A 26,395-nucleotide genomic window follows, 5' to 3' on the forward strand; every position below is an offset into this window, starting at 1 on the left:
GCGCCTCAATGTCGGTACTGCGGCTCTTCCGCATCGAGCTGGCGACGGATCGCCGCAAGATGCAGCCGGGCGGATTCGGAATCGCCCTCGCGCATCTGCTTGTAGGTCTCGGCCGCAATCGCGGGATCGACCGGCAGCACTTTCCGGCCCGTCGACATCGCCAGCACCTGCACCTCGGCGGCGCGTTCGAGATAGTAGAGATCGTCCCAGGCGTCCGCGATGGTCGGTGCCAGCACCATCACGCCGTGATGCTTCATGAAGATGATATCGGCATTCCCAGCGCTGGACGCGATGCGCGCGCCTTCGCGGTTGTCGAGCGCGAGGCCGTTGTAGTCGCGGTCCACGGCCGTGCGACCGTAGAATTTCAGCGCGGTCTGGCCAGCCCAGATCAGCGGATCACCCTCGGTCATCGACAGCGCCGTGGCGTAGGGCATGTGGGTGTGGAAGGCGACCTTGGCGCGCGGCAGGCGCTTGTGCATCTCGGCATGGATGTAGAACGCGGTCGCCTCGGGCACGCCCTCGCCGTCGAGCACGTTGCCGTGGAAATCGCAGATCAGCAGTTTTGACGCGGTCAGCTCGCGGAAGGCGTAGCCGTAAGGGTTGACCAGGAAGAGATCGTCATGGCCCGGCACCACGGCCGAGAAGTGGTTGCAGATGCCCTCCTCAAAGCCGTTGCGCGCAGCCATCCGAAAGCAGGCGGCAAGATCCTCGCGCGCGCTGCGGATCGCGTCGGTGACGAGGTCCGGACGGTTCGAGCGGAACGTTGCTGGCGTGGATGACGAAGAGTGAAGGCTGTGCGCCATGGCGGAAGGACACCTCTGTCGGCCGGAAGACGCCCGCGTTGTACAGGTCCGACGCCTGCGCGTCAGCCCCCGCGGGCGCCACCCTGCCCTTCGCAGCCCGCACGGCGGCCTACTGCCGCCGCGGCACGCCGCCGGCGTTCATGCCGCCGTCGACGACGAGCTCGCTGCCGGTGACGTAGCGCGAGGCATCGGAGGCCAGATACAGCACGCCGGAAGCGATCTCACCAGCCTGGCCGGCGCGGCCGAGCGGCGTGACGACGCGCGCACGCTCGTCTGGGTCGATCGGCGCGTTGCCCTGGTTGCCGGTCGCGCCGGTCGGGATCTTGCCCCAGATCGGCGTGTCGATGATGCCGGGATGGACGGAGTTGACGCGGATGCCGTCACAGGCGGCCGCGCACTCCATCGCGATGGACTTTGCGAACAGCCGCACGCCGCCCTTGGTCGCCGAATAGGCCGACAGCCCGGGCGCGCCGCGCAGGCCCGCGAGCGAGGACATCATGACGATCGAGCCGCCGCCGGTCTTGCGCATCAACGGTAGGCAATGCTTGACCGAGAGAAAGACGCCGTCGAGGTTGATCGCGTTCTGCTTGCGCCAGTCGCTGAGCGTCATGTCGACGATCGAGGGCACGGCAATGCCGATGCCGGCGTTGGAGACGAGAATATCGAGCCGGCCAAAGCGCTTCGCGATCTCGGCTGCGATCTCGATCCATCGCTCTTCGCTGGTGACGTCCTGCTCCAGGAAAATCGCCTTGCCGCCAGCCTTGGTGATGCGATCGGCGAGTTCTGGACCTCGCAGCTCGTCGATGTCAGTGGCGATGACGGTGGCGCCCTCGCGCGCGAACAGCTCGACGACGGCCTCGCCGATGCCGGAGGCGCCGCCCGTCACCAGCGCCACTTTACCCTCAACCTGCCCTGCCATGCTCACTCCCTTTTTTCTATTCGTTTTTTTGTTGTTTGCCGGGCCTATCTAATCATGGATGGTCCCTGGTCGGGTAGCGCGACATCCATGACCCGGAATTGCACACGCTCGGCGCCCTGGTAGCGATCGACCGACAATGATCCCGCGACATGCAGTTGCTGGCCGCGATTGGCAACGAGCGCGTTGCCAAGCTTCTGTCCGATCGAACGAAACGCGATGCCGTTGACGATGGCGCCGTCGCCCGACTTGAAGCGTAGCCTCAAATGCGCCTGTCCCACCTCGTCGGCATAGACGAGCTGGTGCGCCGGCAGCGCCAACACGACTTCCGGATTGCCGCTGCCGAAGGGACCGGCGCGGTTGAGCGTCGTTGCAAGCTCGGTCGTCACCGCGCGCGCGGAAACCGCGCCGTCGATGTAGAGCTCGTTGACGTGGCGCGCCTCGGCAACGTCGCGCGCCAGCGCATGCTCGAGATAGGCACGAAATTCGGCGAGCTTTTCCTTCCGCAGCGTGACGCCCGCAGCCATCGCGTGGCCGCCGCCCTTGAGCAGAATGCCGTCGGCGACCGCCTGCCGCACGGCCTTGCCGAGATCGACGCCGGCAATCGAGCGGCCGGAACCGGTGCCGATGCCGCCAGGCTCCAGCGCGATCGCGAAGGCGGGCCGCGAGAACTTCTCCTTCAGCCGGGACGCAACGAGACCAACGACGCCGGGATGCCAGCCTTCGGAGGCCGTCACAATCACGCCGATCTTGTCCTCGAACCCGATCGAGGCGAGCGCCTCGGCTTCGGCCTGCGCTTCGGCGGCCTGCTCGATAATACGGCGCTCGCTGTTGAGGCGGTCGAGTTCGGCGGCGATCCGCGCGGCCTCGACGCTGTCGCCCTCCAAAAGCAGCCGCACGCCGAGATCGGCGCGGCCGATGCGGCCGCCGGCATTGATGCGCGGCCCGAGCATGAAGCCGAGATGCCAGGCCTCCGGCGGGCCGTTGAGCCGCGCCACGTCCATCAGCGCGGTGTGGCCGACATGGTCGCGCCGCCGCATCGCGATCAGGCCCTTGGCGACGAACGCGCGGTTGAGACCGATCAGCGGCGCGACATCGGCAACCGTGCCGAGCGCAACGTGATGCAGCATGCCGAGCAGGTCAGGCTCGGGCATCTCCGCGTTCCAGAAGCCGCGCTGGCGTAATTCACGATTGACCGCGACCAGCGTCACCAGCACCAGGCCGACGGCGGCGAGATGGCCGAGGCCGGAGAGATCGTCGAGCCGGTTCGGATTAACCAGCGCGTCGACCTCCGGCAACTCCGTGCCGGCCTGATGATGATCGATCACGACGACGGACATGCCGAGACGTTTTGCTTCGGCGAGCGGCTCGATGCTGGTGGTGCCGCAATCGACCGTGACGAGCAGCGTGGCGCCCTTTGCGGCCAGCGCACGCACGGCTTCGGTGTTGGGCCCGTAGCCCTCGAAGATGCGGTCGGGAATGTGGATCAGCGGGTCAAGCCCGCAATGGCGCAGATGCCAGGTCAGCAGCGCCGCCGAGGTCGCGCCGTCGACATCGTAGTCGCCGAAGATCGCGACCTTCTCACCGTTCGCCGCGGCATCCGCGATCCGCTTCGCGGCGGCTTCCATCTCCGTCACCGTGAACGGGTCCGGCAGAAGCTTGCGGATGGTGGGATCGAGGAAATCTGCGACGGCGTCGCTGTCGACACCGCGGCCTGCCAGCACCCGCGCCAGCAGCTCGGGCAGTTGGTGGCGCTGCACGATGGCAAGCGCCTTCGCCGCCCCGCGCGCATCCAGTCGGTCGCGCCAGAGCTTGTCGGTAAGCGAGCGCGCTACCCCCAGGAATGCCTGGGGCGCTTCGACGGGCAAGGCGGTGGCGGGCGGCGTCATGAACAGCGGTCGGTTTGAGGAACCTTGGGAGCCGGAGGTATGGCATCGCCCGGCCGACGGAACGATTGGCCCGCAATCCCCCGGGATTTGCAATGTCTGCGCCGCACAAAGCGGTGGATTGCCGCTTTGCTACGCGGACTGACTATCATTTGAGCATTCCGCAAAACAGCAAATTAAGCAGGCGTTAGGCGGAATCTCCGAAAAAGAATCGTATTCGATCTGTCAGTGATTGTTCCGGGTTTGTTGCAGATCAGCTCATTGCCAAGGGAAGCTCCCGATGTCTGCTGCGCTGGGTCTCAAAGCCAAGCCGATCGCAAATGAACCCGCTGATGATGATTCCGACATCTCCGCGCTGATCAACCGGCTCACGGCGGAGGTCAACCAGATCGCGGTCGACAAGACCAAGGCGATCCAGCAGATCACCAACCAGATGAAGATGCTGGCGCTGAATGCGCTGATCGAAAGCTCGCGCGCCGGCGCGCAGGGCGCGGGCTTCGCCGTGGTGGCGCAGGAGGTCCGCGGCGTCGGCCAGCAGGTCGAGACCATCGCCCGCGAGCTCGAAAGCCAACTGACGAAACGGACCGGCGATCTCGTCTCCTCGATTGACCGGATGAGCCAGCGCTCGCGCGGCGAGCGCATGGTCGATTTGTCGCTCAATGCCATCGAGCTGATCGACCGCAACCTCTATGAACGGACCTGCGACGTGCGCTGGTGGGCGACCGATTCAGCGTTGGTCGATTGCGCGGCCTCGCCCGACGCCGCGGCCGTGTCCCATGCCTCGCAGCGTCTCGGCGTGATCTTGGGCGCCTACACCGTCTATCTCGACCTCTGGCTCTGCGATCTCGAGGGCAACGTCATCGCCAACGGCCGCGCCGACCGCTTTCGCGTCGTGGGCCAGAACGTCGCCCACACCAAATGGTTTCGCGAGGCCAAGACCCTGCGCTCCGGCGACGACTATGTCGCGGGCGACGTCGAGAACCAGCCGCTGCTCGGCAATGCCCAGGTCGCGACCTATTGCGCCAGCGTCCGCGCCGGCGGCCAGGCCAACGGCGCGCCGATCGGCGTGCTCGCCATCCATTTCGACTGGGAGGCACAGGCCCGCGCCATCGTGCAAGGCGTGCGTGTCGGCGACAGCGACAAGGCGCGCGTGCTGCTGGTCGACTCCAATCTTCGCGTGATCGCCGCTTCCGACGGACAAGGCATTCTCAGCGAACGCATCTCGCTGTCGCTCAATGGCCAGCGTTCCGGCTTCTATCAGGACCGCTCCGGCACGCTGGTCGCGTTCCATGCGACGCCCGGCTATGAGACCTATCGCGGGCTGGGCTGGTACGGCGTGATCGTCTGCGGGGCGTGAAGCGGGAGGCGGCCTGCCTGTCCAACTCAAAACCGTGAAAACAACCCCATGCACAGTAGCCATCTGGTTGTTTTCATGACGGTTTTTTTCGCCGTTTGACGCGGGCAAAACGCCGGCATGCATGCGATCATGGCACCGTTCGCGGTCCGGACCCAGAGCGCTAGGCTCTGGCGATGTCGTCTTCGACTGCGTGCGGCGTCGCAATTCCAAGCGTTTGCGACGGACGCTCCCCGAACATTGCAAAGTAATACTGAGAAAACCGGCCGAGTTCGTAAAAGCCCTGTTGCATGGCGACGGCTGTCACGGTGGTCGAACCGGGTGCGCTCTGGTGCAGGATGGAATGAACAGCGCATAGACGCTTGTGCCTGAGGAAGCTGACCGGGCCGAGGCCGAATACCTCCTGAAAGGCGCGGTGGAGGGTGCGCCGCGATACGCCCAGCGCCGCGCAAATTTCCGACACGTGCACCGGACGCGTGCCGGCGTCGTCGAGATACTCCTCGACCTTGCGGATCAGCCGTCGGGCGGAAGGGAGCCAGCCGTTGCCGTCAGGTGGCAGCGACGACGCGACGTTGGCAACCATGCATTCGGCGATCGATCGTTTCCAGAAATCGGCAGTTGACGGCGTCAGCCCATATTTGTTGTCGCGCAGGTGCGACATGACCCGGACCAGGCAGCGCGAGGCGACCGCACCGGTCGCGAGGTCCGCGCGGAAATGCCCGCGACTTCGCCATGTGTCGGGATCGCTCAACCGTAGTTCTCCGCCGAACAGCGTCGCGACCTCGTTGAGGTCGAACCGCATGGCGGCGTAAGCGGAGCCGCCGTGAAAAACACCGTCATGTTCGAGCTGCGGCGGAATGACGAGCACATCGTTGAGCTGCATGTCGAACGACCAGTGGGCGACGCGCTCTTCAGCCACGAGCAGCATCCCGATGATCAGTCTGTCGTCGCTGGAAACTCGCTGCGTGCGTATGCCGACGTTGAAAGCACCAATGCTGAGCGAGAAGTCGCCGATGCCGACATGGGACAACGTTCCGCGCAACCGACCGCGGCCGAGTTGCATCACGTCGACATGCGAGCCGTGGACGGCCTGTTGAAGTCCTTCGAAACCGTCCAGCTTGCGCGAATCAACCAGAAGGAATTGCCCCATGGCTGTACCCTGTTACTGAAGCGCGACAATTCTGCGGCAGGCAGCGGCGAAATACCACCACAACGCGAGGTGGGTGCGACATGCTGACTTCCCGTTTTGAGGTAAATCATCGCCGAATTTGTCGCTCGACATGCCACTGAATTGCCTCTGCACTGAGGCTTTGCGGCATGGGGCGTTGGGTCTCACCAACTGGCCACGCAGACTGGCACAAACTGCACATCACAGCCGTCCAATCTTCGGGTACCGTTTGCAACCTTAGTGATATTGAGCGGACGGGCTCTGCGGATGGCAGAGCGGACGCGGCATGGATTTGCCGCGTGCTCGCAAACGTGCGTGCAAAGGAAGAGATGTGGACGCAATGCAGTGTCCTCCTCTCCCCGAGGGCCAAAAAAGTAGGGATCAGACAATGCGTCTAATGAGCAGGGCAAAGAGCTATCGTCGAAGTCTCCCAGAGTTGGCGCAGTAGCATCGGGTGGAATGCGCGTATCGGAGCTTCCACCATGTTGCGAGCGGATCTGGATCACTGCGAGTGGTTGCCGGATGATTTGAAGAGCGGCGAGATGGTCTTCATTCCCGGCGGAACCTTTCGCATGGGTTCGGACCATCATTATCCCGAGGAGGCGCCGAGCCATCGCGTCGCTGTCGACGGCTTCTGGATTGACCGCACGCCCGTGACCAACCGGCAGTTCAAGCAGTTCGTCAACGCAACCGGCCATGTCACCGAGGCGCAGGTCGTTCCCGATCCGAAGGACTATCCAGGCGCGCTGGCGGAGATGCTCTACGCGGGATCGCTGGTGTTCTCCCCGCTGCCGCGCATCACCGATCTCACCGACTGGAGCCAGTGGTGGACTTTCCTGCGCGGCGCCAGCTGGCGCCATCCCTATGGTCCCGGCAGCAACATCAAGGACCTCGACGACCATCCCGTCGTCCACGTCTCCTTCAGCGATGCGGCAGCGTATGCCCGCTGGGCCGGCAAGGACTTGCCGACGGAGGCGGAGTGGGAGTTCGCGGCGCGTGGCGGCCTCGAGGCGGAGGAATACGCCTGGGGCGACGCGCTGATGCCGGGCGGCAAGCACATGGCCAATATCTGGCAGGGCAACTTCCCCGTCCAGAATCTCGGCGAGGATGGGTACGAGCGTACCTCGCCGGTCATGGCCTTCCCGCCGAACGGCTACGGCCTCTACGACATGATCGGCAATGTCTGGGAGTGGACCTCCGACTGGTGGTCGTCAAAGCACGCCGCCGACGCCGCAAAACCCTGCTGCATCCCCAAGAATCCTCGCGGCGGCGGTGAGCACACAAGTTACGACCCGCGCCTCCCCGACATTCAGATTCCGCGCAAGGTCCTCAAGGGCGGCTCGCACCTCTGCGCGCCGAATTATTGCCGCCGATATCGCCCGGCCGCGCGGCACGCCGAACCGGTCGACACCTCGACCAGCCATGTCGGGTTCCGCTGCGTGGTGCGAATGCCGTCTGTGACCGAACACCAACAAGGACGCGCTGCAATCTAGCGAGCGCCGCTGGCGGATGTCGGCGTCAGCGGTGCGCTCCGCGCGTCGGATGATTTCGATATGCAACTTTATCTATCGGCGATCCGACAGACGTCTTCAGCATTTTTGGACAAGGCGGGCCGGTTACAGGCAAGAGCCTGCCCCATTTCCCCGGTAAGAGTCGCCTCATCGCTTTCGCGACGCGCGCGCCGTCGACCCTGAAACGCTCGCGCCCGCAACGCCCCGAGGAGATATGCCATGAAGATCGTCGTGATCGGCGGGACCGGGTTGATCGGATCCAAGCTCGTAGCGAAGCTCAAGCAACAAGGCCACGACGCCGTCGCGGCTTCGCCGAAATCGGGCGTGAACGCCGTCACCGGAGAAGGCCTCGCAGCAGTGCTGGCGGGCGCGGATGTCGTGGTCGACGTTGCCAACGCGCCGTCGTGGGAGCCCGCCGCCGTGCTCGAATTCTTCGAGCGTTCGAGCAAGAACCTCGCCGCGACCGAGGCGGCTGCGGCCGTGAAGCATCATGTGGCGCTCTCGATCGTCGGGACCGAGCGTTCGCCCGACATCGCGTATTTTCGGGCCAAGCTGGCGCAAGAGACCATCGTCAAGGCATCTCCGGTCCCCTACTCGATCGTCCGCGCCACCCAGTTCTTCGAATTCCTCGGCGCCATCGGCGATATGGGTGCGGCCGATGGCCGGATCGTCGTTCCCTCGGCATTGTTTCAGCCGATCGCCGCCGAGGACGTGGCCGATCACCTCGCGGAGGTCGCAATGGGCCAGCCGCTCAACGGCACCATCGATATCGCAGGACCTGAGAAGGCGCCCTTCAATGACTTCATCGCACGGCGCCTGAAGGCGTCCGGCGACGCTCGACCGGTGGTGGGAGACCCAAGGGCGCCGTACTACGGCGCTCCCATCGACGACACGTCGCTGAACCCTCTCGGCGAGGCGCGGCTCGGGAAAACGTCGCTCGCAACCTGGCTCGCGAAACTTTGAGGAGACTCCCATGCGCAGATTGCTGATCGCAACCGCTGTTTATGCCGCATCATTCCTGACGGCCCATGCCGCCGAGACGGCGACACCCACGGCCAAGGTGACCGTCGTGTTCGACCAGGCGCTGCCCAATGTCCCCGGCAAGAGCATGAAGGGCGTGCTGGTCGAGTACGGCCCAGGAGGCTCCTCGCCCGCCCACATGCACCCGCGCTCCGCATTCATCTATGCCACAATCCTGGAAGGAGCGATCCGCAGCCAGGTCAATGACGAGCCTGCCAAGGTTTATCACAAGGGAGAGAACTTCTCTGAAAAGCCCGGCGACCGCCACGCCGTCAGCGCCAATGCCAGCGACACCGAGCCCGCGAAGCTGTTGGCGGTCTTTGTCGTGGATACTGCTGACAAGGAGCTCGTGACGCCTGTCGCGAAGTAACGCCAGGTCATCGCGTGTAATCAGGTGGCGCGCGGAGCGGCCATCTCCGCGGCGAGCAACACCGCGGCGCGGCTGGCACCGATTGATGCAATGCCCTGGCCCGCGATGTCGTAGGCGGTGCCGTGGGCGGGTGTGCAGATCGGGAACGGAAAGCCGCCGAGCAACGTCACGCCGCGATCAAAACCCATCAGCTTCATCGCGATCTGGCCCTGGTCGTGATACATCGTCAGCACCGCATCGAAGGCGCCGCCCTTGGCGCGCAGGAACACCGTGTCGGCAGGGAACGGCCCCTCGGCGGCAATGCCCTCCCGCTGGCCGGCCGCGACCACGGGCGCGATGACATCGATCTCCTCACGGCCGAAATTGCCGCCGTCGCCGGCATGCGGATTGAGACCGGCGACCGCGATGCGCGGCCGGGCGAAGCCGGCATTGCGCATGCACACATCGGTCAGCTTGAGCGCGCGATGGATGCGTTCGCCGGACAGTCGCGCGGCGACGTCCTTGAGCGGGATATGGGACGTCACGCGGGCGTTCCAGAGCCGGTCCAGCACGTTGAACTCGCTTGCGGGGGTTTTGAGCCCGACCACTTCCGCGGAGAACGCGATCTCGTCGTCATACTCGGCGCGGGCCAGCCGCATCGCCTGCTTGTTGAACGGCGTGAAGCAGACGGCATCGACCCGGCCGTCGCGGCCGAACTCGAGCGCCTGCTTGTAGTTGGCAAGCGCGAACCTGCCGCCGGCGAGGCTCGCGACCCCCTGTTGGACGTCGCTGGGATCAAGGTGCCCGAGATCGACGAACAGCGTTTCGCCCTCCGCCAGGCGCAGATCGGCCCCCTGCTCCACTGTTGTCAGCTCCGGCTTGACGCCGGCAATGCGCGCGCCCGCGTCGAAGATGCGGCGGTCGCCGATCACGACGATCCGGCTGCGGGCGCGGATGTCGTCCTGCACCACGAGCTTGGCGGTCAATTCCGGGCTGATGCCGGCGGGATCTCCCATTGCCAATGCAATGAGCGGCTGTGCGGTCATATGATCACTTTCTCCCGAGCGGTCTGTTGAGCTCTCTCTTGGGCTGAAATCTCGTCAGCGGGCGGCGCAGGCTTGCGCAGCACGCGCGCAAGCTGCAGCACGAGCGGAAGCAGCAACAGGGCGATGCCGGCCACGATCAGGCACGTCACGAGCTTGTTGGCGAAGAAGATCCCGAGCGATCCCTTGGACATCAGCATCGACTGCCGAAACGCATCCTCGGCCTTGTCGCCGATGACGATCGCGAGCACGAGCGGCGCCAGCGGATAGAACAGCTTCTTGAAGAGGTAGCCGACGATGCCGAAGCCGAGCATCATGACGACATCGAGATAGGAGTTCGACACCGAATAGGCGCCGACGACGCAGATGATCACGATCAGCGGCGCGATGATCACGAAGGGAATCCGCATCAGGGCGGCGAAGACCGGCACGGTCAGCAGCACCAGCACGACGGCGACGATGTTGCCGACGTACATCGAGGCAATCAGGCCCCAGACGAAGTCCTTCTGGTCGACGAACAGCATCGGCCCGGGATTGAGGCCCCAGATCATCAGCCCGCCCATCATGACGGCCGCAGTGGCCGAGCCGGGAATGCCGAGCGAGAGCATGGGCAGAAGCGCGCTGGTGCCGGCGGCATGATCGGCCGTCTCCGGCGAGATGATGCCCTCGACTTCTCCGGTGCCGAAGTATCGGCCGCGGCGCGAGAAGCGGCGGGCGATGCCGTAGCTCATGAAGGATGCCGCGGTCGGGCCGCCTGGCGTGATCCCCATCCAGCATCCGATGGCCGCGCTGCGCAGCAGTGCCACACTATGCCGCGGCAGGCGGCCGATCGCGCGAAATACCTCGCGCCACTCTATCTTCGACGAGACCGCGCGGGCATGAAACTCCTCTTCGACGGCGACGAGCAGCTCGCCAATGCCGAACAGCCCCATCACCGCGACAACGAAGTTCACGCCCTTGACCAGTTCGTCGACGCCCATGGTGAGACGCACGCTGCCGGAAACGGTGTCGATGCCGATGGCGGCAATGGCGAAGCCGATCGCCAGCGCGACGACGGTCTTGATCGGCGCCGCCCCGCCCATGCCGACGAAGCTGGCGAAGGCCAGGAAATAGACCGCGAAATATTCCGCCGGCCCGAAGGCGAGTGCGACCTGCGCCACCCATGATGCGAGGAAGGTGATGAGGATGACGCCGATCAGCGCGCCGAACGCCGCCGAGCCGAAGGCGGTGGCGAGGGCCGTGGTCGGACGGCCGTCGCGCGCCATCGGGTAGCCGTCGAAGGTGGTGGCGACAGACGACGGCTCGCCCGGGATGTTGAACAGGATCGAGGTCACGGATCCGCCGAACAACGCGCCCCAATACATGCTGGAGAGCAGGATGATGGCGGAGACCGGCTGCATGCCGAAGGTCAGCGGCAGCAGCAGCGATACCCCGTTCGGAGCACCCAGCCCGGGTAGCACGCCGACGAGAATGCCGAGCAGCACGCCGATCACCATCAGCGCCAGATGCGGCAGCGTGATCGCGATGCTAAAGCCGTGAAGGAGTTCCTGGAGATTGTCCATCGGCCTCTCCGTCAGAAGCCGAAGGCCGCGGCGAGCGCGCCGTGCGGCAAGCTCACCTGGAACATGCGCTCGAACACGATGTAGAGCGCGAGCGCCGTCGCCGCCGCCATGCCAAGCGCGCGCGGCACGGATTGTTGTCGGGGGATCGCCAGCACCGCGAAGATGTACAGGGCTGAGGCGACGTACATCCCGACCAACGGGATCGCAGCCACAAAAATTGCCGCCGGCACGAACAGGCCGGCAAGACGGCGCAACTCAATCGACGTGATCGCGATGGGGACGTTCGCCAGTGACGTAACCGGCATCAAACCGCGCACCAGATTGTAGAGACTTCCAAGCATGATGATGATGCCGGTCAGGAACGGGAACGTGCCGGCGTCCACGCCCGCGCTCGACCAGCCGATACCGTTATCGAGGCTGGAGACAACGACGGCCACACCAAAGCTGCCGGTGAGGATTGCGGTCGCAAGTTCGAGGGCGCGGCGCGATATCATGGGAGGCTCCGGTCAGGCTAAGTACAATGGCCGGCTATGGCGCACATGTTCCCCAACGCTCGGTGTCGTCCCGGCCTAGTGCGCAATTGCGCACTAGGCCGGGACGACGGAGGGGTTGGAGGCTTGCGCCGCCTCACTTGACCAACCAGCCCTGCTCGCCCGCGACCTGCTTGACGTGCTCGAGGTCCTCCTTGATGAACTTGTCGAAATCGGCGCCGGTCAGGAACGTGTCGACCTGGGAGGTTTTCTCGATGTAATCCTTCCAGTCCGGTGTCGCCTGCACCTTCTTCATCAGGTCGACATAGAACGCGGCCTGGTCCGGGGTGACCTTGCCGGGGAGCCACACCGTCCGCGGCTGCTCATATTGCTTGATGTCGAGACCCTGCTCGACGCACGTCGGAACGTCGCCCCAGCCTTCGGTCGCGGTGACCTTGGCGCCCTGCGGCAGCCTCTTCGGGCTGAAAACGCAAAGCGGCCGTTGCGTCCCACCGCGCCATTGCCCGATGCTTTCGCTGGGATTGTTGACGTGGGAGTCGAGGTGTCCGCCGGCGAGCTGCACGGCAGTCTCGGCCCCGCTTTTGAAGGGGATGTAGGTCAGCTTGATGTGGCCGGCCTTCTCGATCATGCGGGTCAGCACCTCGTCGGTATCCTTCGACTGCGCGCCGCCCATCTTGAATTCGCCCGATGCGGCCGCCTTCAGATAGTCGCCCGCCGTCTTGTAGGGCGCGTCCTGCTTGACCCAGAGCAGGAACTCGTCCTGCGCCATTGCCGCGATGGCAGTGAGATCGGTGTAGTTGAAGGCGACCTTGGAGACGAGCGGCTGCTGCCAGGCATTCGACGTGCCGAAGATCACCTTGTAGGGATCGCCGGCGGATGCCTTGCCGTAGACATAGCCTTCCGCTCCGCTGCCGCCGCCCTTGTTGACGACGACGATCGGTTGCTCCACCAGCTTGTGCTTGGTGATGATGTTCTGCACGGCGCGCGCGAGATTGTCGGTGCCGCCGCCGGGCCCGGCGGTCGCCACGAACTCGATCGGCTTTTGCGGCTGCCAGGCGCTGAGCGCCGGCACCGTGCCGGCGAGCACGGTTGCGGCGGCGGAGAGCAGAAGTTTTGACGTCCGACCCATGATGTCCTCCAGCTGATTTTTGTCTCTTGTTCTTTTCGACGTCCGGTCAGGCGACGCGTTCCTCGCGTCTTCCCGATGCCAGCACGATTGCGCCTTCTTTTTCGAGCGCTTCGATCTGCTTCTGGTCGAACCCGTGCTCGACCAGCACCTCGCTTGTATGCTCACCGTAGACCGGCGCGCCCGTACGCACTTTGCCTGGGGTCTCCGAAAACTTGACCGGCAAGCCGATCGTCTTCACCGGACCGAGCGTGGAATGCTCGACCTCGACGACCATCTCGCGCGCCAGCGTCTGCGGATCGCTGAGCGCCTCCAGCATGTCGTGCACGGGTCCGCACGGCACGCCCTTCTCGTCCAGTGCCGCCAGCCAGTGCGCCCGCGTCCGGGTGCGGAAGCGCTCGCTCAGGACGGCTTCGAGCTCCTTCAGATTGGCCATGCGGTCGGCGCCGTTGATGAAACGCGGATCTGATGCAAGCTCGCTTGCACCGAGCGCCTCCAGCATCAACAGCCAGTGCTTCTTGTTGGCGCCGCCGACCACCAGCCAGCCGTCCGAGGCCTCGAAGGCCTGATACGGCGCGTTGAGCGGATGGGCCGAGCCCATCGCGCGCGGCGCGGTGCCCGCGGCGAGCGCGATGGTCGACTGCCAGTAGGTCTGCACCAGCGCGGCCTCATAGAGCGAGGTCTCCACCCACTGCCCTTCGCCGGTCTTGAGACGGTGCGTGTAGGCCGCGAGGATGCCCATGCTCGCCAGCAGGCCGGCGGTGATGTCGGACAGCGGCGGGCCGCATTTCACGGGCGGACCATCGGGACGTTCGCCGGTAAAGCTCATGATGCCGCTCATGGCCTGGGCGACCAGATCGAAGCCGCGGCGATGCTTGTAGGGTCCGGTGCGGCCGAAGCCCGACAGCGAGCAATAGATCAGCGTCGGATGCTGCTTGTGCAGGTCTTCATAGCCGAAGCCGAGGCGCTCCATGGCGCCCGGCGCAAAGTTCTCGACCAGCACGTCGGCGCCCGCGATCAGCCGCCGCAACACCTGCTTGCCGCCATCGGTCTTCAGATCCAGCACGATGCCGCGCTTGTTGCGGTTCATCATCAGGAACGAGGCCGCCTCGTCGCCAATCTTCGGCGGCACCGAATGGCGGGTGTCGTCACCGTTCGGCGATTTCTCGATCTTGATCACGTCGGCGCCCATATCGGCCAGCATCAAGGTGCAGGTCGGCCCTGCCATGACATGGGTGAGGTCGATGACCTTGAGGCCGGCAAGCGGCCCCGAACGGGCGGAGGTTGATTGCGAGCGATCGCTTTGCATCGGGGCGTCCTATTGGCCGCGCCATTGCGGCGCGCGCTTGGTGAGGAAAGCATCGAGCCCTTCGCGAAAATCCTGGCTCGTGTAGCACATCAGGATGAGGTCTTCGCCCTCGTCCGGCGTCAGCCGCCTTTGCAGGCGCGCCACGGCCTGCTTGGTCGCATTCAGCGTCAGCGGCGCGTGGCTGGCGAGCAGCCGGGCAACCTCATCGGCGCGCCGGTCGAGCGCGGCGAGATCCTCGACGATCTCGCCGAGCAGCCCGACGCTGGCGGCCTCCGTCGCGTCGACCAGGCGCGCGGTGAAGATCAGATCCTTGACACGGGCAGCGCCGATCAGCGCGGTGAGACGACTGACATTGGACATCGACAGGCAATTGCCGAGCGTGCGGGCAATGGGAAAGCCGATTTTCGCGCTTTGGGTGCCGATGCGGAGGTCGCAGGCCGCGGCAATGCCGGCGCCGCCGCCGGTGCAGAACCCATTGATCGCGGCGATCGTCGGCACGCGGCACTGTTCGAGTGTGGTCAGCACCCGATCGATGCGGTTCTCGTAGTCGACCGCGTCCTGCGGCGACTTGAAATCGCGGAACTGATTGATGTCGGTGCCCGCGGCAAACGCCTTGTCGCCGGCCCCGCGCAGCACCAGCACCTTGATCGCCTGATCGTCGTTGATCTCCTCGCAGATCGCGGCAAGCCGCTCGTACATCGCGAAGGTGAAGGCGTTGCGGGCCTGCGGACGATTGAAGGTGATCCGCCCGATACCGTCCTGGCGCTCGAAAACGAGGTCTTCCGCCACCACCTGCTGGTCCATTTCCCATGTCCTTCTGCTTTTCTACATTTTTGAATGCAAAATTGTCGATTTACAAGCTGGAACTTGCCTTAATCCGCATATATCTTCATTTTTGCATTCAAATGGACTCCAGACCCATGCTTCATGAGGAAGTCGTCGGCCGCATCCGGGCCATCCTGCTCGACGGCGAAATCCCGCCGGGCGCTCGGATTCCCGAGCGTGAGCTGTGCGAGCGGCTCCAGATATCGCGCACGCCGCTACGCGAGGCGCTCAAGGTGCTCGCCGCCGAAGGGCTCGTGCAGCTCCTGCCCCACCGTGGCTCGCGTGCGGCAAAACTGACCGACAAGGACATGCGCGACCTGTTCGAGGTCTGCCAGGGTCTCGAGGCGCTCGCCGGCGAACTCGCCTGCGAACGCATCACCGATGCCGAGATCGCTGCGATCGCCGCCGCGCACGCGGACATGGTGCGGCATTATCGTGATGGCGACCTCATCCAGTACTATCGCGGCAACCGCGCCATTCACGAAGGCATCGTCGCTGCGGCCGGCAACCCGGTGCTCGCGGGGTTGTATGCGTCCGTGACCGCGCGCATCCGGCGCGCGCGTTATGTCACGCCGATGACGCCCGAGCGCTGGGCGGTCGCAGTGCAAGAGCATGACGCCATCCTGAATGCACTGCAGAGGCGCGACGGCGTCGGCCTCGCCCATATCCTGCGCGCGCATCTGCGTCACAAACGCGAAGAGGTTTTGCAGGCGGGCTTTGCCGAAACGGAAGGAAGCGAGCTGGTGCCGCGAATTGCGTGAGACGGCGTTCGCGACGTAGAAAGAAACCTGCAGTCCCGCCACAACGCGCGGTCAAGAGACACAATCGCGACACAATCATTGATTGCATTTGACCGCGTCGGTCGGATCGTGCTGATGCGAGGCGATCGGCGCAGGCCGAAGGTAACGCGCGAACAATTGCGCAAAACAAAACACAAAAGCGGAGGAAACGCATGACAATCGATGTCTCACGTCGGTCCTTGTTTGCCCTCGGGGCTGGCCTTGGTGCCAGCGCAATGCTCGGCAGCAGCGCGATGGCGCGCGCTCCCAAGCTCGGCACCCAGACGCCTTACTGGCACCGCTTCGTTCTCGGCGATGCCGAAGTCACGATCGTCTCCGACGGACCGCTTCCGCTCGGCGACCCCTCCGGGACCTTCACCGGCGTTCCCAAGGAAGAGGTGAAGAAGATGCTCGCCGACAATTTCCTGTCGCCGGACAATGTCGTGCTCGAACAGAACTCGCCGATCGTCAACACCGGCGACAAGCTCATCCTGTTCGATACCGGCATGGGCAGCTCCAAGCTGTTCGGCGCCACCACCGGCCGGCAGCAGAAGAGCATGACCGAGGCCGGCATCAAGCCCGGGGACATCGATGCGGTGGTCTGCTCACATGCCCATATCGACCACATCGGCGGCATCGTGGACGACGGCGGCAAGCCGCTGTTTCCGAACGCGCAGATCTACATCTCGCAGACCGATTTCGACTTCTGGACCGACGAAGGCAAGCTCGGCAGCGACGCCAAGGATTTCGTCGTTCACGCCCGCAAGAACCTGCTGCCGGTGCGCGACCGCATCGTGTTCTTCAAGGACGGCCAGGAATTCCTGCCGGGCGTGCAGGCGATCTCGGCCCCCGGTCACACCGTCGGCCATACCATCTTCATGGTCTCGTCGGCTGGCAAGTCCTTCGCCTTCATGGGCGACCTCTCGCATCATTCGGTGCTGCTGCTGGAGCGGCCGCGGATGGAATTCTCCTACGACACCGATCCGAAGCAGGCGGCCGAGTCGCGGGTCAAGCTGCTGACCATGCTTGCGGCTAACAAGGTGCCCGTGATGTCCTATCACTTCGCCTGGCCGGGCTATGGCCATGTCGCCAAGGCCGGCGAAGGATTCCATTATTATCCCGAACCGATGCAGATGACGTTGTAATCGCCGGATCAGGTCCGGGTGGCGCAAGCGCCGCCCGGACCATCCGAACGATCGCCGCCGTCCGGCTGACCGGCAAGCAACTGCAATCAGCAATGTCTCCGGCGGCGTTGGCAAGCGGACATTTTGGTGTTATTGAACTACATCTACTAATTGCAAATCGAGTTTATTGACGTGAATTTGTTTGGGAGCGTCAATGTCCCGCGAGAACGATGGTTTTGTCTTCCATCGTGGCCTGCTCCAATGGGTCCCGGATGTTGTTTATCGGGCCATCAACTTCTTTGTCAGATGGGACAAACTGCCGAGGCTGCTCGGAGCTGCCAATCTCTCGGCGTTCCGCGATCGGCTGCGGGAGCACAATCTGCACCATACCGGCTACGGCACGACATCGCCTCGCTGGAGCACGGGCAATGACCGCTGGCGTTCCGCCGACGGCTCGTTCAACAGCCTCGACCATCCGCGCATGGGGATGGCTGGCGCCCGGTTCGGACGCAATTTCGCGCTGCCTGAATGCGTGCCGGACCGCCTGGACGACCTGCTCGAACCCAGTCCGCGCGTGATCTCGGAGGAGTTGCTGGCGCGCCGCGAATTCATTCCCGCGACCAGCCTCAATCTGCTGGCCGCCGCCTGGATCCAGTTCGAAACCCATAACTGGTTCAGCCATGGGGCCCCCAAGTCGGGAAACGAGTTCAAAATTCCGCTGAAGCCAAACGACGAATGGCCTGCGGATGAGCGGATCGACGGCTGCATGAAGATCCGTCGGACCGTTTGCGACGAGACGCCACGTGAACGATGGCTCGGCGCGACCCCCACGTTCCGCAACCTCAACTCGCACTGGTGGGATGCCGGACAGATCTACGGCAGCGACCGCGCGAGGCAGATGCAGATCCGTTCGCGGGCAGATGGGAAGATCGCGGTCGGCAATGATGGGATGCTTCCAGCCGATCCGGTGCATCCGGGCGCCGATCTCACCGGCTTCAACGACAATTGGTGGGTGGGGCTCAGCCTGCTGCACAACCTCTTCGCACGCGAGCACAATGTCATCTGCGACGGCTTGAAGGCGCGGTATCCGACCTGGAAGGACCAGGAGCTATTCCAGCGCGCTCGCCTGATCAACGCGGCCCTGATCGCCAAGATCCACACCCTCGAATGGACGCCAGGCATCCTCGGCCATCCCGCACTGGACTTCGGCATGCACGCCAACTGGTCGGGGATCCCGTGCCGGGTGCTGCGCGCCGTGCTCGGCAAGAACAGCGAAGCCGCCTTTGGCATCATCGGCTCTCCGACGGATCAGCACAGCGCGCCCTATGCGATGACCGAGGAATTCACCGCCGTGTACCGCCTGCACCCGCTGATCCCCGAAACGATGGATGTACGGCGGCTCGATAGCACAGAGATTACCCCTAGCGACTTGGTCAATATGCAGGGGCGCGCCTCCCGGGAGTTCATGCAGACTCACGGCTTCGTCGACCTGCTGTACTCGTTCGGCACCGCTCATCCCGGCGCCATTCGCCTCCACAATTATCCCAACTTTCTGCGCCGGTTCACGAAAGACGACCAGCCGCTGCTCGACGTGGCGGCGATCGACATTATGCGTGATCGCGAGCGCGGCGTGCCGCGCTACAATCGGTTCCGCGAACTGGTCGGCAAAAAGCGGGTCAAGACGTTCGAGGAAATCACCAGCATCCCCGGCGCGGCCGGGAAGATGCGCGCGATCTACAAGGGCGACGTCGATCGCGTTGATCTGATGGTCGGACTATTGGCCGAGGACCTGCCGGATGGTTTTGGCTTCAGCGATACCGCCTTCCGCATTTTCATCCTGATGGCATCGCGGCGTTTGAAGAGCGACCGGTTCTTCACCGATGACTACCGGGCGGAAGTCTACACCAATTTCGGTTTGGACTGGATCCACAACAACGGAATGAAATCGGTGCTGCTGCGGCATGTGCCGCAACTCGGACCGGCGCTCGAGGGTGTCAACAACGCCTTCGCGCCGTGGAACGTGTTGCGACGCTGAGCCTTGGCCCTCTGCAAAGTCGCAGCCGCCCTAGCACCCGAGCTTGTCGGCGATTCCGACAAAATCCCTGGCGACGATGTCCCAATTGCCGGTGGCCTCGAAATCGACTTTCTGGAGCGGACCGTATTCGGTCGGCCGCGCCACGAAGGCCGTCTTCAGCCCGTTCTTCTGCGCGGCGGCGAGATCGCCGTTGTGGGCGGCGACCATCATCACCTCTTCCGGCTTGAGGCACAGCAGGCGCGCGGCGCCAAGATAGGTTTCGGGATCGGGCTTGTAGTGCTCGAACAGCTCGGCCGACATGATGAGGTCCCAGGGAAGCCCTGCGAACTTCGCCATGTTGGTCAGCAGCGCGACATTGCCGTTCGACAGCGGCGAGATCACGAATTTCGTCTTCAACCGCGTCAGGCCCGCGACGCTGTCGGGCCACGGGTGCAGCCGGTGCCACCCCTTGGTGAGGTGATCGAGATCGGCTTCGGTCAGGCCTCGAATCGAAAATTGCGCGACCAGCTTTTCCAGCGAGCGGCGATGCAGATCATCGAGCATGACATAGCCGCGCTCGGGATGTTTGCGCACGTCATCCATCGAAGCCATGTACATGCCGCGCCAGCCGTCGACCAGTGCGGTCCAGTCGGCGGAGATGCCGCGGCCCTTCGCCCACCACATGAAGTCCGTGATCAGGCTGGTGCGCCAGTCGACGACGGTGCCGAACACGTCAAAGACGAGCGCTTTGACGACGGACAGATCAGACATGGGCGCTCCCCTGATTTTTTTTGTTGTCATTCCGGGACGCAACGAAGTCGCGAACCTGGAATCCAAAAGTTGTGGCGCGAGATTCCGGCTTCTCGCTTTGCGAGCCCCGGAATGACGGAGAAAATCAGTCCAAATGGAACTTCGCCAGTTCGCGGTGCTCGGCCTTGATGTAGCGCACGGTGCCGGTGACGGAGCGCATCACCACCGTCTCGGTCTCGATCACGCCGTCCTTGCGGAATTTGACGCCTGACAGCAGCGAGCCCGTGGTGACGCCGGTGGCGGCGAACAGGCAGTCGCCGCGCGCCATGTCCTCGATGCCGTAGATCATCTTGGGATCGTTGACGCCCATCTTGGCGGCGCGCTCCCGCTTCTCGTCGGAGTCGAGGATGAGACGGCACTGCATCTGGCCGCCGATGCAGCGCAACGCCACGGCCGCGAGCACGCCTTCCGGCGCGCCGCCGGTGCCGAGATACATGTCGACGCCGGTATTATCAGGGTCGGCGCAGTGGATCACGCCGGCGACGTCGCCGTCGGTGATCAGGCGCACGGCGGCGCCGGTCGAGCGCACGCTCTCGATGATGCTGGCATGGCGCGGCCGGTCGAGCACGAGAACGGTGATGCCGTCCGGCTTGACGCCCTTGGCCTTGGCGAGGCGGCGGACGTTTTCGGCCGGCGTCGCATCGAGCTCGACGACGCCCTTGTCATAGCCGGGACCGATCGCGAGCTTCTGCATGTAGACGTCGGGGGCGTGCAGCAGCGTGCCGCCGTCGGCCATCGCCATCGTGGCGATCGAGCCTGGCATGTTCTTGGCGCACAGCGTGGTGCCTTCGAGCGGATCGACGGCGATGTCGACCTGAGGGCCGGCGTTCATGCCGACCTTTTCGCCGATGAAGAGCATCGGCGCCTCGTCGCGCTCGCCCTCGCCGATGACGATGGTTCCCTCGATCGGCAGCTTGTTGAGCTCGCGCCGCATCGCATCCACTGCGGCCTGATCGGCCGCCTTCTCGTTGCCGTGCCCGCGCAGACGCGCCGAAGACACCGCCGCCCGCTCCGTCACCCGCACGATCTCCAGCGTGAGAATGCGCTCGAGCAATGCTTGCGGCGGGACTGAAATATGGGTCGACATCGGCTCACTCCTTCGAAACAGTTTTGGACGGACATCTCCGCCGCATCAACTCGTAACACCCACAGTTCGTTCGAACCGTGTCATTTGCTTAAGCATGCTCAGTTCTTCTCGATCCGTATCACCTGCGGCCGTCCGCTGATCACCTTGTCCTTCTGCACGGCCGCGAGCGCGCGGCGCACGGCGTCCTCGTGCGTGGCATAGGTGATGAGGATGACGGGCACCGGGACCGCCTTCCCGTCTGCCGGCGCAGCGCCGCCATTGGGATGGCGCTGCACGATCGACTCGATCGAAATCTTCTGCTCCGCGAGCCGCGTCGCGATCGCAGCCGCGGTGCCCGGGAAATCGCGGGCCAGAAGGCGGATATAGTAGCCGCCCTCGTGGCGCTCCATCGGCGCCTTCTTGGTATCGCGCAGCTGCGAAATCGGCCGGCCGAACGGATTGGCGCGGATGCCACGCGCGACGTCGGCAATGTCGGCCACGACGGCGGATGCGGTCGCCGCGCCGCCCGCACCGGGGCCGACCAGCGTGATCGGCGGGATGCCTTCGCCATCGATCGTGACCGCATTGGTGACACCCATCACCTGCGCGATCGACGAGGATTTCGGAACCATGGTCGGATGGACGCGCTGCTCGATGCCCTTGGCGGTGCGAACGGCGACGCCGAGCAGCTTGAGCCGGTAACCAAGATCGTCGGCGGCACGGAGATCTTCCGGCGCGATGGAGGAGATACCTTCGACATACACCGCGCTTTGAGCAACTTTCGTGCCGAAAGCGAGGCTGGCGAGAATGGCGAGCTTTTGCGCGGTATCGTGTCCGTCGACATCGAAGGACGGATTGGCCTCGGCATAGCCGAGCCGTTGCGCGTCCTTCAGGCATTCGGCGAAGGACAGGCCCTCCTGCTCCATCCGGGTCAGGATGTAATTGCAGGTGCCGTTGAGGATGCCGTAGACCCGGTTGATGCCGGTTCCGGCAAGACCTTCGCGTAACGTCTTGATGACAGGGATCGCAGCGCCGACAGCTGCCTCGAAATTCAGCGCGCCGCCGTGCTTTTCGGCGGCCTTTGCCAGCTTGAGGCCGTGCTTTGCCAGCAACGCCTTGTTGGCGGTGACCACGGATTTGCCGGCGTTCAGCGCGGCTTCCACCGCCGCCAGCGCGGGATCGCCGGAGCCACCCATCAGCTCGACGAAGCAGTCGATGCCGGGATGCGTGGCGAGGGCAAGCGGATCCTTGACCCATTCGATGCCGCGCAGATCGACGCCGCGCTTCTTCGCCTTCGAGCGCGCGGTGACGGCGACCACCCGGATGCCGCGGCCGCTGCGGCCGGCAAGCACGCGCGCCTGCGTTTCAATCAGACGGACAACTTCGGCGCCCACGGTGCCGAGCCCCGCTATGCCCACTTTCAGGGGTGCAACCATGATGCCTTGGAAAACCTGCGGAAGAGAACTTAACGCCGAGTGGCGAGCGGAACGACGTTGTGCAACGTTTCGATGCCGCTTTCAAGGAAGCGGCGCACGCCGCGCGCGGCCTGCCTGATCCGTTGCTCGTTTTCCACCATGGCGATGCGGACATATCCTTCACCATGCTCGCCAAAGCCGACGCCGGGCGAGACCGCGACACCGGATTTCTCAACCATCAGGGTCGCGAACTGCATGCTGCCGACGCTGCGAAAGGCTTCCGGCAGCGGCACCCAGGCAAACATCGACGCTTCCGGCGGCGGGATCTCCCAGCCGGCACGGCCGAACGATTCCACCAGCGCGTCGCGCCGCTTGCGGTAGGTGTCGCGCATCTCCTTGATGCAATCGTCCGGTCCGTTCAGCGCGGCGGTCGCTGCGACCTGGATCGGCGTGAACGCACCGTAGTCGAGATAGGATTTGACGCGGCCGAGTGCCGCAATCACGCGCTCGTTGCCGACCGCGAAGCCCATGCGCCAGCCAGCCATCGAATAGGTCTTCGACATCGAGGTGAACTCGACGGCGACGTCCATCGCACCCGGCACCTGGAGCACCGAGGGCGGCGGGTTGTTCTCGTCGAAATAGACCTCGGCATAAGCGAGATCGGACAGGATCAGGATCTCGTGCTTCTTCGCGAACGCGACCAGGTCCTTGTAGAAATCGAGGCTCGCGACATAGGCGGTCGGGTTCGAAGGATAGCAGACGACGAGCGCCAGCGGCTTCGGGATCGAATGCACGATCGCCCGCTCGACCGCCTCGAAGAATTGCGGCGTCGGCTCCGAGGGCACCGAGCGGATCACGCCGCCCGCCATCAAGAAGCCGAAGGCGTGAATCGGGTAGCTCGGATTCGGACAAAGGATGACGTCGCCGGGCGCGGTGATCGCCTGCGCCACGTTGGCAAACCCCTCCTTGGAGCCGAGCGTCGCCACCACCTGGGTGTCGGGATTGAGCTTCACGCCGAAGCGGCGGGCGTAGTAGCCGGCCTGGGCCCGGCGCAGCCCGGGAATGCCGCGGGAGGCCGAGTAGCGGTCGGTGCGCGGCTTGCCCAGCGTCTCCTTCAGCTTCTCCAGCACGTGCGCCGGCGCCGGCAGGTCGGGATTGCCCATGCCGAGGTCGATGATGTCGGCGCCGGCATTCCGCGCGGCTGCCTTGGCCCGGTTGACCTGTTCGAACACATAAGGCGGAAGGCGGCGGATGCGGTAAAACTCTTCCATGGCTCTCTCGGCTCCGGGCAACCGGTCAGGACAGAATCGACAGGCCATAAAGACCAGGCGGAAAGGCGCCCGCATCCCTCGCGAAAATTACTCAAGATCAAATACTTAGAGCAATTATCGACGACGTTGACTGAAGTCGTTCGCCCTGACTCTCGGCTGAACTAAGGTCTTTTAGCACGGCGAGGCGGAGGCGCCAGCGATTACCTTGCAGCGCCCTATTTCGCGTCCTTGGTGGCAACCGCCTGACGGTCGCGCGCGGCAGCAAGTTCGGCCTCGATCTTGGCGCGTTGGTCCGGCGGCATCACCGCCTGATCGCGATCCGGCGGCAGATCGTGCACCGGCAGATAGCTGCCGGCCTCCCTGGGATGCGCTTGCGCATCCGAAGGCGTCATATCCGCGAGCTGGCTCGAGCAGCCGCCCAGGGCGAGCGTCGCCATCAGCAGCGCACCACAGATCCGTCGCGACTTTTGCAGGTCCCTCAACGCCAACACCAGGGAAATCCCCACTTCGTCCCAAAGCACGGCCCCGGGCAACCTTACCCAAGTCCGCGCCCAAGCTCAAACCATTGCTGCCCAAATGGTCCGAGCAAGAAAATAGCCCCAGTCCACCAAGCCGAGCGGTGCGGCTCGATTGTGACGGAACCAAGAAAATTTATCGCACTGCAGCACATCTTCGAGAGTGTTTAACGCCAAACATGCGAGCTTCGCGGTGACGAATACGGAATGAATCGTTACTGTTCTGCTCATGAGTATGGCCACGACCGATACGCCCAAACCCGAGACGAAGTTCGATGCGGAAGCCTTCGCGATGAATGTCGCGCGGGCGATGGAAAGCGGCGGCAAGGCGCTCGCCGCGTACCTGAGGCCGCGCGAGAGCGGCGAGGTGCAGGATCGTCCGCCGGCGGAGCTTACCGAGGTCGTCAAGACCTTCACTGCCGTCGCCGAATACTGGCTGTCGGATACGTCGCGGTCCTCCGTACTCCAGACCAAGCTCGCCAAGGACTATCTCGATCTCTGGGGCTCGGCGGCGCGCCGCATGGCCGGTCAGGACGCCCCGCCCGCGATCGCGCCGTCGCCGCGCGACAAGCGCTTTGCCGATCCGGAATGGAAGTCGAACCAGTTCTTCGATTTCCTGATGCAGCTCTATCTGCTCACGACCAAATTTGCGCAGGAGCTTGTGCGCGACGCCGAAGGGCTCGATCCGCTGACCCGCCGCAAGGCCGAGTTCTACGTCCAGCAGCTCACCAACGCGATGTCGCCCTCCAATTTCGTGCTGACCAATCCGGAAGTGCTGCGCGCGACGGTGGCCAGCAGCGGCGAAAATCTCGCGCGCGGGCTGAAGATGCTGGCCGAGGACATCGCCGCCGGCAAGGGCACGCTGAAGATCCGTCAGTCCAATCCGGACAATCTCGTCGTCGGCGTGAACATGGCGACGACGCCCGGCAAGGTGATCTACCAGAACGAGATGATGCAGCTGATCCAGTATGCGCCGGCGACGGAGAACGTGCTGCGCACGCCGCTCCTGATCATCCCGCCCTGGATCAACAAGTTCTACATCCTCGATCTCAAGCCGGAGAAATCCTACATCAAGTGGTGCGTCGATCAGGGCATCACCGTGTTCGTGATCTCATGGGTCAATCCCGACAAGCGGCTCGGTGCCAAGAGCTGGGAAGACTACATGAAGGAAGGCCCGCTCACGGCGATGGACGTGATCGAGAAGGTCACCGGCGAGATGAAGGTGCACACCGCCGGCTATTGCGTCGGCGGCACCATGCTCGCGACCACGCTGGCCTGGCTCGCCGAGAAGCGCCGCCAGCGCGTGGCCTCCGCGACGTTCTTCGCGGCACAGGTCGACTTCACCCATGCCGGTGATTTGCTCGTGTTCGTCGACGAGGAGCAGATCGCATCCCTCGAACAGGACATGAAGGCGGCGGGCGTGCTCGAAGGCTCGAAGATGGCGATGGCCTTCAACATGCTGCGCTCCAACGATTTGATCTGGTCCTATGTCGTCAGCAATTACCTCAAGGGCCAGCAGCCGAGCGCGTTCGACCTGCTGCACTGGAATTCAGACGCGACGCGCATGACGGCGTCGAACCATTCGTACTACCTGCGCAATTGCTATCTCGAGAACCGGCTCTCGACCGGCACGTTGGTGCTGGACAACACCCTGCTCGATCTCTCCAAGGTCATGGTGCCGATCTACAATCTCGCAACCCGCGAGGACCATATCGCGCCGGCGGAATCGGTGCTGTACGGCTCCCAGTTCTTCGGCGGCCCGGTGAAATACGTGCTGTCCGGCTCGGGCCATATCGCCGGCGTAGTCAATCCGCCCGCCTCGAACAAATACCAGTACTGGACCAACGACAACGCGAAGTCCGCCAACGTCGCCGAGTGGATGAAGGGCGCGGTCGAGCACAAGGGCTCGTGGTGGCCGGACTGGCGGCAATGGCTGGGCGCACTCGATCCCGAGGAAGTCCCGGCCCGCACGGTCGGCAGCGAGGCGTTTCCGCCGATCGAGGACGCGCCCGGCAGCTATGTCAGGGTTCGCGCATAG

The 26,395-nt window shown here is 64.2% G+C and carries 23 protein-coding genes; 8 read left to right on the forward strand and 15 right to left on the reverse strand.

Annotated features, from left to right (window positions below):
- Positions 1-5: 5 nt before the first annotated feature.
- The 3 genes from IVA75_RS21690 to recJ form a co-directional block, all read right to left on the reverse strand.
- Positions 6-803 carry an aldolase gene (locus tag IVA75_RS21690; RefSeq protein WP_247286165.1) on the reverse strand — a complete coding sequence of 266 codons (798 nt, stop codon included), beginning with the start codon at positions 801-803 and terminating at the stop codon, positions 6-8.
- Between the two features lie 109 nt (positions 804-912).
- The gene (locus IVA75_RS21695; RefSeq protein ID WP_247286166.1) at positions 913-1,722 is read right to left on the reverse strand and encodes a glucose 1-dehydrogenase; all 810 of its coding nucleotides are present in this window, start codon (positions 1,720-1,722) and stop codon (positions 913-915) included.
- A gap of 44 nt (positions 1,723-1,766) precedes the next feature.
- The gene (gene recJ, locus IVA75_RS21700; protein ID WP_247286167.1) at positions 1,767-3,608 is read right to left on the reverse strand and encodes a single-stranded-DNA-specific exonuclease RecJ; all 1,842 of its coding nucleotides are present in this window, start codon (positions 3,606-3,608) and stop codon (positions 1,767-1,769) included.
- 277 nt (positions 3,609-3,885) lie between these two features.
- Here recJ and IVA75_RS21705 point away from each other — a divergent pair, with 277 nt between their 5' ends.
- Positions 3,886-4,962, forward strand: a complete 1,077-nt coding sequence (locus IVA75_RS21705; RefSeq protein WP_247286168.1) for a methyl-accepting chemotaxis protein — start codon at positions 3,886-3,888, stop codon at positions 4,960-4,962.
- A gap of 160 nt (positions 4,963-5,122) precedes the next feature.
- On the opposite strand, the gene IVA75_RS21710 is transcribed toward IVA75_RS21705, so the two are convergent.
- Positions 5,123-6,109, reverse strand: a complete 987-nt coding sequence (locus IVA75_RS21710; RefSeq protein ID WP_247286169.1) for a helix-turn-helix domain-containing protein — start codon at positions 6,107-6,109, stop codon at positions 5,123-5,125.
- Positions 6,110-6,609: 500 nt separating this feature from the next.
- Here IVA75_RS21710 and IVA75_RS21715 point away from each other — a divergent pair, with 500 nt between their 5' ends.
- The 3 genes from IVA75_RS21715 to IVA75_RS21725 all read left to right on the forward strand — a co-directional run bounded on the left by IVA75_RS21715 (position 6,610) and on the right by IVA75_RS21725 (position 9,028).
- Positions 6,610-7,620, forward strand: a complete 1,011-nt coding sequence (locus IVA75_RS21715; RefSeq protein WP_247286170.1) for a formylglycine-generating enzyme family protein — start codon at positions 6,610-6,612, stop codon at positions 7,618-7,620.
- A gap of 237 nt (positions 7,621-7,857) precedes the next feature.
- Entirely contained in the window at positions 7,858-8,601 is a 744-nt protein-coding gene (locus IVA75_RS21720) for an SDR family oxidoreductase (RefSeq protein WP_247286172.1), read from the forward strand.
- Between the two features lie 10 nt (positions 8,602-8,611).
- A complete protein-coding gene (locus IVA75_RS21725) occupies positions 8,612-9,028 on the forward strand; it encodes a cupin domain-containing protein (RefSeq protein WP_027569894.1) in 417 nt (138 codons plus the stop codon).
- A 20-nt stretch (positions 9,029-9,048) separates the two neighbouring features.
- On the opposite strand, the gene IVA75_RS21730 is transcribed toward IVA75_RS21725, so the two are convergent.
- The 6 genes from IVA75_RS21730 to IVA75_RS21755 form a co-directional block, all read right to left on the reverse strand.
- Positions 9,049-10,053: a 4-hydroxythreonine-4-phosphate dehydrogenase PdxA gene (locus tag IVA75_RS21730; RefSeq protein ID WP_247286174.1), complete on the reverse strand. Its 1,005-nt coding sequence runs from the start codon at positions 10,051-10,053 to the stop codon at positions 9,049-9,051.
- Positions 10,050-11,612 carry a tripartite tricarboxylate transporter permease gene (locus tag IVA75_RS21735; protein ID WP_247286175.1) on the reverse strand — a complete coding sequence of 521 codons (1,563 nt, stop codon included), beginning with the start codon at positions 11,610-11,612 and terminating at the stop codon, positions 10,050-10,052. Before IVA75_RS21735 ends, IVA75_RS21730 begins: the two co-directional genes overlap by 4 nt.
- 11 nt (positions 11,613-11,623) lie before the next feature.
- Positions 11,624-12,106, reverse strand: coding sequence for a tripartite tricarboxylate transporter TctB family protein (locus IVA75_RS21740; protein WP_247286176.1), 483 nt, complete (start codon positions 12,104-12,106; stop codon positions 11,624-11,626).
- A gap of 133 nt (positions 12,107-12,239) precedes the next feature.
- A complete protein-coding gene (locus IVA75_RS21745) occupies positions 12,240-13,232 on the reverse strand; it encodes a tripartite tricarboxylate transporter substrate-binding protein (RefSeq protein ID WP_247286177.1) in 993 nt (330 codons plus the stop codon).
- Between the two features lie 46 nt (positions 13,233-13,278).
- Positions 13,279-14,538, reverse strand: coding sequence for a CoA transferase (locus IVA75_RS21750; protein WP_247286178.1), 1,260 nt, complete (start codon positions 14,536-14,538; stop codon positions 13,279-13,281).
- A 9-nt stretch (positions 14,539-14,547) separates the two neighbouring features.
- A complete protein-coding gene (locus IVA75_RS21755) occupies positions 14,548-15,342 on the reverse strand; it encodes an enoyl-CoA hydratase/isomerase family protein (RefSeq protein ID WP_027569888.1) in 795 nt (264 codons plus the stop codon).
- 116 nt (positions 15,343-15,458) lie between these two features.
- On the opposite strand from IVA75_RS21755, the gene IVA75_RS21760 reads away from it, so the two are divergent.
- The 3 genes from IVA75_RS21760 to IVA75_RS21770 all read left to right on the forward strand — a co-directional run bounded on the left by IVA75_RS21760 (position 15,459) and on the right by IVA75_RS21770 (position 19,301).
- Entirely contained in the window at positions 15,459-16,124 is a 666-nt protein-coding gene (locus IVA75_RS21760; protein WP_247286179.1) for a GntR family transcriptional regulator, read from the forward strand.
- Between the two features lie 191 nt (positions 16,125-16,315).
- Positions 16,316-17,287: an MBL fold metallo-hydrolase gene (locus IVA75_RS21765; protein ID WP_027569886.1), complete on the forward strand. Its 972-nt coding sequence runs from the start codon at positions 16,316-16,318 to the stop codon at positions 17,285-17,287.
- A 304-nt stretch (positions 17,288-17,591) separates the two neighbouring features.
- The gene (locus IVA75_RS21770) at positions 17,592-19,301 is read left to right on the forward strand and encodes a peroxidase family protein (protein ID WP_247286753.1); all 1,710 of its coding nucleotides are present in this window, start codon (positions 17,592-17,594) and stop codon (positions 19,299-19,301) included.
- A gap of 30 nt (positions 19,302-19,331) precedes the next feature.
- On the opposite strand, the gene IVA75_RS21775 is transcribed toward IVA75_RS21770, so the two are convergent.
- From IVA75_RS21775 to IVA75_RS21795, 5 genes are all read right to left on the reverse strand, one after another.
- Positions 19,332-20,051 (reverse strand): haloacid dehalogenase type II, encoded by a 720-nt coding sequence (locus tag IVA75_RS21775; protein WP_247286180.1) that lies wholly within the window; start codon positions 20,049-20,051, stop codon positions 19,332-19,334.
- Between the two features lie 124 nt (positions 20,052-20,175).
- Positions 20,176-21,177: a class II fructose-bisphosphatase gene (gene glpX, locus IVA75_RS21780; RefSeq protein ID WP_007609885.1), complete on the reverse strand. Its 1,002-nt coding sequence runs from the start codon at positions 21,175-21,177 to the stop codon at positions 20,176-20,178.
- A 98-nt stretch (positions 21,178-21,275) separates the two neighbouring features.
- Positions 21,276-22,592, reverse strand: a complete 1,317-nt coding sequence (locus IVA75_RS21785; protein ID WP_247286182.1) for a homoserine dehydrogenase — start codon at positions 22,590-22,592, stop codon at positions 21,276-21,278.
- Between the two features lie 29 nt (positions 22,593-22,621).
- On the reverse strand, positions 22,622-23,842 hold the full coding sequence (locus tag IVA75_RS21790) for an LL-diaminopimelate aminotransferase (protein WP_027569882.1): 1,221 nt from the start codon (positions 23,840-23,842) through the stop codon (positions 22,622-22,624).
- A gap of 215 nt (positions 23,843-24,057) precedes the next feature.
- Positions 24,058-24,333: a hypothetical protein gene (locus tag IVA75_RS21795; protein WP_027517741.1), complete on the reverse strand. Its 276-nt coding sequence runs from the start codon at positions 24,331-24,333 to the stop codon at positions 24,058-24,060.
- A 253-nt stretch (positions 24,334-24,586) separates the two neighbouring features.
- Here IVA75_RS21795 and phaC point away from each other — a divergent pair, with 253 nt between their 5' ends.
- Entirely contained in the window at positions 24,587-26,395 is a 1,809-nt protein-coding gene (phaC, locus tag IVA75_RS21800) for a class I poly(R)-hydroxyalkanoic acid synthase (protein ID WP_247286183.1), read from the forward strand.

The organism is Bradyrhizobium sp. 134, assembly GCF_023074155.1.
Lineage (GTDB): Bacteria > Pseudomonadota > Alphaproteobacteria > Rhizobiales > Xanthobacteraceae > Bradyrhizobium.

What these genes read in the sequence shown, in the direction of transcription:
- glpX (WP_007609885.1), bottom strand. Translation starts at nt 21,177, where the DNA reads ATGTCGACCCATATTTCAGTCCCGCCGCAAGCATTGCTCGAGCGCATT.
- IVA75_RS21725 (WP_027569894.1), top strand. Translation starts at nt 8,612, where the DNA reads ATGCGCAGATTGCTGATCGCAACCGCTGTTTATGCCGCATCATTCCTG.
- IVA75_RS21755 (WP_027569888.1), bottom strand. Translation starts at nt 15,342, where the DNA reads ATGGACCAGCAGGTGGTGGCGGAAGACCTCGTTTTCGAGCGCCAGGAC.
- IVA75_RS21710 (WP_247286169.1), bottom strand. Translation starts at nt 6,109, where the DNA reads ATGGGGCAATTCCTTCTGGTTGATTCGCGCAAGCTGGACGGTTTCGAA.
- recJ (WP_247286167.1), bottom strand. Translation starts at nt 3,608, where the DNA reads ATGACGCCGCCCGCCACCGCCTTGCCCGTCGAAGCGCCCCAGGCATTC.
- IVA75_RS21735 (WP_247286175.1), bottom strand. Translation starts at nt 11,612, where the DNA reads ATGGACAATCTCCAGGAACTCCTTCACGGCTTTAGCATCGCGATCACG.
- IVA75_RS21750 (WP_247286178.1), bottom strand. Translation starts at nt 14,538, where the DNA reads ATGCAAAGCGATCGCTCGCAATCAACCTCCGCCCGTTCGGGGCCGCTT.
- IVA75_RS21785 (WP_247286182.1), bottom strand. Translation starts at nt 22,592, where the DNA reads ATGGTTGCACCCCTGAAAGTGGGCATAGCGGGGCTCGGCACCGTGGGC.
- IVA75_RS21720 (WP_247286172.1), top strand. Translation starts at nt 7,858, where the DNA reads ATGAAGATCGTCGTGATCGGCGGGACCGGGTTGATCGGATCCAAGCTC.
- IVA75_RS21775 (WP_247286180.1), bottom strand. Translation starts at nt 20,051, where the DNA reads ATGTCTGATCTGTCCGTCGTCAAAGCGCTCGTCTTTGACGTGTTCGGC.
- IVA75_RS21715 (WP_247286170.1), top strand. Translation starts at nt 6,610, where the DNA reads ATGTTGCGAGCGGATCTGGATCACTGCGAGTGGTTGCCGGATGATTTG.
- IVA75_RS21695 (WP_247286166.1), bottom strand. Translation starts at nt 1,722, where the DNA reads ATGGCAGGGCAGGTTGAGGGTAAAGTGGCGCTGGTGACGGGCGGCGCC.
- IVA75_RS21690 (WP_247286165.1), bottom strand. Translation starts at nt 803, where the DNA reads ATGGCGCACAGCCTTCACTCTTCGTCATCCACGCCAGCAACGTTCCGC.
- IVA75_RS21760 (WP_247286179.1), top strand. Translation starts at nt 15,459, where the DNA reads ATGCTTCATGAGGAAGTCGTCGGCCGCATCCGGGCCATCCTGCTCGAC.
- IVA75_RS21740 (WP_247286176.1), bottom strand. Translation starts at nt 12,106, where the DNA reads ATGATATCGCGCCGCGCCCTCGAACTTGCGACCGCAATCCTCACCGGC.
- IVA75_RS21790 (WP_027569882.1), bottom strand. Translation starts at nt 23,842, where the DNA reads ATGGAAGAGTTTTACCGCATCCGCCGCCTTCCGCCTTATGTGTTCGAA.
- IVA75_RS21745 (WP_247286177.1), bottom strand. Translation starts at nt 13,232, where the DNA reads ATGGGTCGGACGTCAAAACTTCTGCTCTCCGCCGCCGCAACCGTGCTC.
- IVA75_RS21730 (WP_247286174.1), bottom strand. Translation starts at nt 10,053, where the DNA reads ATGACCGCACAGCCGCTCATTGCATTGGCAATGGGAGATCCCGCCGGC.
- IVA75_RS21705 (WP_247286168.1), top strand. Translation starts at nt 3,886, where the DNA reads ATGTCTGCTGCGCTGGGTCTCAAAGCCAAGCCGATCGCAAATGAACCC.
- phaC (WP_247286183.1), top strand. Translation starts at nt 24,587, where the DNA reads ATGAGTATGGCCACGACCGATACGCCCAAACCCGAGACGAAGTTCGAT.
- IVA75_RS21765 (WP_027569886.1), top strand. Translation starts at nt 16,316, where the DNA reads ATGACAATCGATGTCTCACGTCGGTCCTTGTTTGCCCTCGGGGCTGGC.